Annotated in this window: 7 protein-coding genes; all 7 read left to right on the forward strand. The window is 61.6% G+C overall.

Translation table 11 applies throughout. The annotated features are described in order from the left end of the window. Positions 1–579 (forward strand): TNT domain-containing protein (locus VFA16_RS14245; RefSeq protein ID WP_324968441.1); only part of this gene is annotated, 579 nt, incomplete at its 5' end. 8 nt (positions 580–587) lie between these two features. Next, positions 588–1,214 carry a hypothetical protein gene (locus VFA16_RS14250; protein ID WP_324968442.1) on the forward strand — a complete coding sequence of 209 codons (627 nt, stop codon included), beginning with the start codon at positions 588–590 and terminating at the stop codon, positions 1,212–1,214. 221 nt (positions 1,215–1,435) lie between these two features. After that, a complete protein-coding gene (locus tag VFA16_RS14255; protein ID WP_324968443.1) occupies positions 1,436–1,651 on the forward strand; it encodes a hypothetical protein in 216 nt (71 codons plus the stop codon). A gap of 422 nt (positions 1,652–2,073) precedes the next feature. Continuing rightward, positions 2,074–2,229, forward strand: a complete 156-nt coding sequence (locus tag VFA16_RS14260; RefSeq protein WP_324968444.1) for a hypothetical protein — start codon at positions 2,074–2,076, stop codon at positions 2,227–2,229. A gap of 144 nt (positions 2,230–2,373) precedes the next feature. Beyond that, positions 2,374–3,012, forward strand: coding sequence for a ComF family protein (locus VFA16_RS14265; protein WP_324968445.1), 639 nt, complete (start codon positions 2,374–2,376; stop codon positions 3,010–3,012). Positions 3,013–3,308: 296 nt separating this feature from the next. Then, positions 3,309–4,010, forward strand: coding sequence for a ribosome hibernation-promoting factor, HPF/YfiA family (hpf, locus tag VFA16_RS14270; RefSeq protein ID WP_324968447.1), 702 nt, complete (start codon positions 3,309–3,311; stop codon positions 4,008–4,010). Positions 4,011–4,085: 75 nt separating this feature from the next. Next, a partial coding sequence (gene secA, locus VFA16_RS14275) for a preprotein translocase subunit SecA (RefSeq protein ID WP_324968446.1) occupies positions 4,086–6,030 on the forward strand: 1,945 nt, incomplete at its 3' end.

Here is a 6,030-nt window from a genome sequence, read left to right on the forward strand (position 1 = left end):
GGTGTGCCTGAGCCGAAGGTCCCAGGTGTCGACTACCCGTATCCGCCCAGCGACGCATTGTCGGCGCTCGAGCATCATCCCGGGGGAGAGGTTGCACGGCTAGCTGAAGGTGGCGTGCCACCGAAAGTGCTTGATGGCTACGACCCTTTGGCCGGTAGAACTCCCGAGGAGTTCGCACGCGACTTCACCGTCCCCGGCGCGCATGACGAACCGCGCTGGGATTGGGATGGTCAGGCGCCAAACAATGGATTCGCAGGAACTCCCGAAGTGATGGATCACATCCCGAAGGAAATGCGCCTCGATCGTGTGGGGCCAAACGGAGGAGCATTCATGTCACCCGAAGGAACGCCCCTCGCGGAGCGGGGGACACCGCCCGGTCTGGCCGCTCAATACCACCTTTTCGAAGGCACTGGAAAGGCGATCCCGGAAGAATGGGAAGTGCTACATGGGCCAGCTAAGAGCGCTTTTGGCCAACCGGGCGGCGGCGACCAATGGGTGGTTATCGATAGGTACACCGGAGAACCCGTCCCTGTCGAACAATTAGAAAATGCTGGCATAATCACTGAAATAAGACCTTAGGGGTTGTTATGAACGATGAGTTTAGCGGTGCAACTCCCTCCGAGCGGGCTTATTGGCGGGAATTGGTTGACCGTTACGAGACGTGGCGTCAGCGATGGCTCTCCACCGTTGGCACAACCCGCGGCGATGCTGCTGAGTGGTCAGACAGTCGTTTATGGTTTCGGGATGGCTATCCGTATCCCGACTGGCGGGGGTTAGCGCTCGAACGGTCTGGAAACGGATACCTGGTCTTGACTGTTTGGACGGAGCGCAGGACATCTCCTGGCATTGCTATTAAATCGATGTATTCTCGTCTAGAGGATGCGGGAAAGTATGTTATCGCCGATATTGGTGATTCCTTACGGAAGGAATGTGGCCTTGAGCCACTGTTCCAGCAGTGGCAGCGTGCTGGAGTTCGCGACGGTATAGCAAAAAGCAGTGACGTCGACGAGAATATCGTTAGGTTCATTGCAGACCGTAACGGCGTCTCCCACGATGTAATCCGTCGGTTTACTCATAAATACTCGGTTAAGTCAGAACCGTCCGTCTACGCCTATTCCGCTACGTCTAGCGAGCCGATGGTCAACGTCATGCTGTTGTCATACGATGAGTTAGATACTTTGTTGTGCGAAGGCCTCCCCTGCATTGTCGACTAAATTAAGATTGTCAGGAGCTGAAGGGAATTAAGGTGGAGTTAGATAGCGCCACACGATTCGGCTGATCGTCTAAAGCAAAATGCGTCAGCGGAATGGCTGAAACGGGGTAGGGAAGCCAAACACCAGTGGCTTATTCGCTGTACGAGCCACAGACGGTTACCTACAAAATCGTTTTCAGGCAAGTGGTATGCGCACCGGTTAAAACGATGGGAGTTCTCCGAGTGGGCAAGAAGATCGCGGGTAAAACTTTCTCGAAGCCTGAAGAAGCGGGCGGTACTGCGCCGACAGACGAAGAGTTAGCGCGCGCACGAAGACTATTCGACGAGTTTCCGCAGCGAGTAGAGGCGGTGGCTCCGGAAGACCGTCCAGCGGAAACCTCACCAAAGTTTTGGGATGATGTTTCAGGTACTGAGTACAGAAGTGAGCAAGACAGCTAACGACCATACAGGATTCGGACTAAAAGATTCGCAGCCCGCTAAATAGGATGTTTTAACAGGCCGTGAGCTGAGCGATGCTTGAAGCCGCACGTGAGTTGCTGCGAGCTCCCTTGGCGATTGGCGGCGGCAACCAGATCATGTTCACTCCAGGGTTCAGAGTCCCAAATGGAATGGCTTCGCTGATGGATTTGGACAGTCTGTCGGGGCTTATCAGAGCGTTCTTCGACGTCTACAGGACCGGACCGTGGTCGGGATCCAGTTACCGACCGGCTGGTTTGGAAAGCCCTTCGATAACTACTACACGCTCACTTCGATCGACATCGTTCGCGCAGACGGCATGCTTCGCCTCGATTTGAGCTATGGATGGCTGCTTTCCTTCAAACCGCTAGGCGCGACTTAGTGACGATCGCAGGCGGTTAACGGTGACCGTCGAATCGGGAGAGATGGTGGCCACCAGCGCCCGGCAACGCTTCGGCTCAGGGGAAGTCGTCTTCTGTGTCGCAGAGAGCCAATATGCCAGCGCCGCCTTGAGCGCGAAAGGCGCACTACTGGAGCCGTTCATTCACGGACGACCATGAGGCTCTCGATGCGTGCGTTGGGGCTGCCAGCTGCCTCGCTTAAAAATTCGGCGGTAGCGCGTGCGCATGCCTTCGGCACTGGGCGTTAGTACCGAGTTGGCCGATCCGGCACCTCTTGTCACCCATCGCCACCACAATTCACCCATGCTTGATCTCGTCCTCCCGCTGGAATGCGGCGGCTGCGGCGCGCCGAAAACGCGCTGGTGTCAAACGTGCGCGAAGGAGCTGGACGTGGCCCCCGACGCGCCGCAGGTGGTGAGCCCGCGCGTCGACCCACAGGTACCGGTGTTCGCACTAGGCCGCTACGCCGGTGCCCGCAGGCAGGCGATCGTGGCGATGAAGGAGCACTGCCGCACCGACCTTGTGCAACCGTTGGCGTACGCGCTCGCCGTTGGACTGCATCGGCTGCTCACCTGGGGCATGGTCGAGACGCCATTGACGATCGTGCCCGCGCCGACACGCAAGTCGGCGGCGCGCCGGCGCGGCGGTGATCCCGTCGCCCGCATGGCGGCCGCGGCGGTCGCCGACCATCCCAACATCACGGTGATGCAGGCGCTGCGGATGAAGGAATTCGCCCGCGACTCGGCCGGCCTGGGCACCAGCGCGCGTGAGCGCAATATCGCGGGCCGGGTACTGCTGCGGCGTCAGCGGCGACTGACCAGCAACGAGGTGCTGCTGGTCGACGACATCGTCACCACCGGCACCACCGCGCGCGAGTCGGTCCGTGTCCTGCACACCGCTGGGGTGCGCGTCGCCGCCGTGCTCGCGATCGCGGCCGCCTGATAAGGGCGCCTAGGGCAATCGTGAACAACTCGCAACAGCTGGACGAAAGGACTGGCACTGGGACCTGAACACGGGCTACCGTCGGAATCAAGCATCGGTGAACACCTCACGGCGGCGCTCATCTAGAGAATCAAGTGCCACGTCGCCGACAACGGTAGGAGGTGAGTTCTCGACACCCTTGCACCGGCGGGCGGCCTGCATAAAACCCGTGAACCCGTCGGCGCGCATCTGAAAGCCGGGCACGCAAATGCGTGCGACGCGAGAGAAACGAGTTGTCAAGAATGGCAAGGCAAACCGTGGATTCCGGCCAGTTACTGGCCGACACAGACGAGCAGGCCGAACCGACACCCCGAGCTGAGGTGGTCGTCAAGAGCCGCAACGTCGAGATCCCCGATCATTACCGCGTCTACGTCTCGCAAAAACTCGCCCGCCTGGAGCGGCTCGATCGCTCTATCTATCTTTTCGACGTCGAGCTCAAACATGCGCCCAACCGACGTCAGCGCAAATCATGTCAACGCGTCGAGATCACCGCCCGCGGCCGGGGGCCGGTGAAGCGCGCCGAAGCCTGCGCAAACAGCTTCTACGCCGCATTCGAGACGGCGGTCGACAAGCTGGAGAACCGCCTGCGACGCGTCAAGGACCGCCGCAAAGTCCACTACGGCGACAAAACCCCCGTCGCGTTATGTGACGTCGCCGCTGCAGCACCTGCCCCCAAAACGGCGGCCGCCCCCGAAGCGGCGTTCAACGACGACGAAGCTGCGTTCAACCCCGAGGAAACCGCGTCGCACACCCACGACGCCCCCGTCACCGACCATGAGCCCGGCCAGATCGTGCGAGTCAAGGAGCATCCCGCTAAACCGATGTCGGTCGACGACGCACTGTACGAGATGGAGCTCGTCGGCCACGACTTCTTCTTGTTCCACGACAAGGAGACCGATAAGCCATCAGTCGTCTACCGCCGACGCGGCTACGACTACGGCCTGATCCGGCTGGCCTGAGGATCGGGAGTCCGGCAGCTCGTCCCCTACCATGGAGTACGCCCGAAACTCCGCCTACCCACAGGGGACATAGCTGTGCTGTCGAAGTTGCTGCGCCTTGGTGAAGGTCGCATGGTCAAGCGCCTCGCGCGGGTCGCCGACTATGTCGACTCCTTGTCCGACGACGTCGCCAAGCTCACCGACGCCGAGCTGCGGGCCAAGACCGACGAGTTCAAGAAGCGTCACGCCGACGGGGAAAGCCTTGATGACCTGCTGCCCGAGGCGTTCGCGGTGGCCCGCGAGGCGGCCTGGCGGGTGCTCGACCAGCGCCCCTTCCACGTGCAGGTGATGGGCGCGGCGGCGCTGCACTTTGGCAACGTCGCCGAGATGAAGACCGGTGAAGGAAAGACGCTGACCTCGGTGCTGCCGGCCTACCTCAACGCGATCGGCGGCAAGGGCGTGCACATCGTCACCGTCAACGACTACCTGGCCAAACGCGACAGCGAGTGGATGGGCCGGGTGCACCGCTTCCTGGGCCTGGGCGTCGGCGTGATCCTGGCCGGGATGGGGCCCGACGAGCGGCGAACGGCCTACGCCGCCGACATCACCTACGGCACCAACAACGAATTCGGCTTCGACTACCTGCGCGACAACATGGCGCATTCTCTCGAAGAGTGCGTCCAGCGCGGCCACCATTACGCCATCGTCGACGAGGTCGACTCCATCCTGATCGACGAGGCCCGCACACCGCTGATCATCTCCGGCCCGGCCGAGGGCGGCACCAACTGGTACACCGAGTTCGCCCGCATCGCGCCGCTGATGCAAAAGGACGTCCACTACGAGGTCGACCTGCGCAAGCGCACCATCGGTGTGCACGAGATCGGCGTCGAGTTCGTCGAAGACCAGCTCGGCATCGACAACCTCTATGAAGCCGCCAACTCGCCGCTGGTCAGCTACCTCAACAACGCGCTCAAAGCCAAGGAGCTGTTCCACCGCGACAAGGACTACATCGTCCGCGACGGCGAGGTGCTGATCGTCGACGAGTTCACCGGACGTGTTCTCTACGGTCGCCGCTACAACGAGGGCATGCACCAGGCCATCGAGGCCAAAGAACACGTCGAGATCAAGGCCGAGAACCAGACGCTGGCCACCATCACGCTGCAGAACTACTTCCGGCTCTACGACAAGCTCGCCGGCATGACCGGCACCGCCCAGACCGAGGCGGCCGAGCTGCACGAGATCTACAAGCTCGGGGTGGTCAGCATCCCGACCAACAAGCCGATGATCCGCGCCGACCAGTCCGACCTCATCTACAAGACCGAGGAAGCCAAGTTCCTCGCGGTCGTCGACGACATCGCCGAGCGCTACGAGAAGGGCCAGCCGGTGCTGATCGGCACCACCAGCGTCGAAAAGTCGGAGTACCTGTCGCGGCTGCTGACAAAGCGTCGCATCCCCCACAACGTCCTCAACGCCAAATACCACGAGCAGGAGGCAGGCATCATCGCCGAGGCCGGCCGGCGCGGTGCCGTCACCGTCGCTACCAACATGGCCGGCCGCGGCACCGACATCGTGCTCGGCGGCAACGTCGACTTCCTCACCGACAATCGGTTGCGCGAGCGCGGCCTCGACCCGGTGGAGACACCCGACGAATACGAAGAGGCTTGGCACGAAGAGCTGCCCATCGTCAAAGCCGATGCCGCCAGAGAGGCCAAGGAAGTGATCGAGGCCGGCGGCCTCTACGTTCTGGGCACCGAGCGCCACGAGGCCCGGCGAATCGACAACCAGCTGCGCGGGCGTTCCGGTCGCCAGGGCGACCCTGGCGAGTCGCGGTTCTACCTATCGCTGGGCGACGAACTGATGCGCCGCTTCAACGGCGCCGCCCTTGAGGCGATGCTCAACCGGCTCAACCTGCCCGACGACGTGCCGATCGAGGCCAAGATGGTGGCCCGCGCAATCAAGAGCGCGCAAACCCAAGTCGAGCAACAGAACTTCGAGATCCGCAAGAACGTCCTCAAATACGACGAGGTGATGAACCAGCAGC

The organism is Mycobacterium sp., from assembly GCF_035653355.1.
GTDB lineage: Bacteria > Actinomycetota > Actinomycetes > Mycobacteriales > Mycobacteriaceae > Mycobacterium.

Bases quoted from the DNA above. Each gene is read 5' to 3' on its own strand.
- VFA16_RS14250 (WP_324968442.1), top strand. From the start codon at position 588: ATGAACGATGAGTTTAGCGGTGCAACTCCCTCCGAGCGGGCTTATTGG.
- VFA16_RS14265 (WP_324968445.1), top strand. From the start codon at position 2,374: ATGCTTGATCTCGTCCTCCCGCTGGAATGCGGCGGCTGCGGCGCGCCG.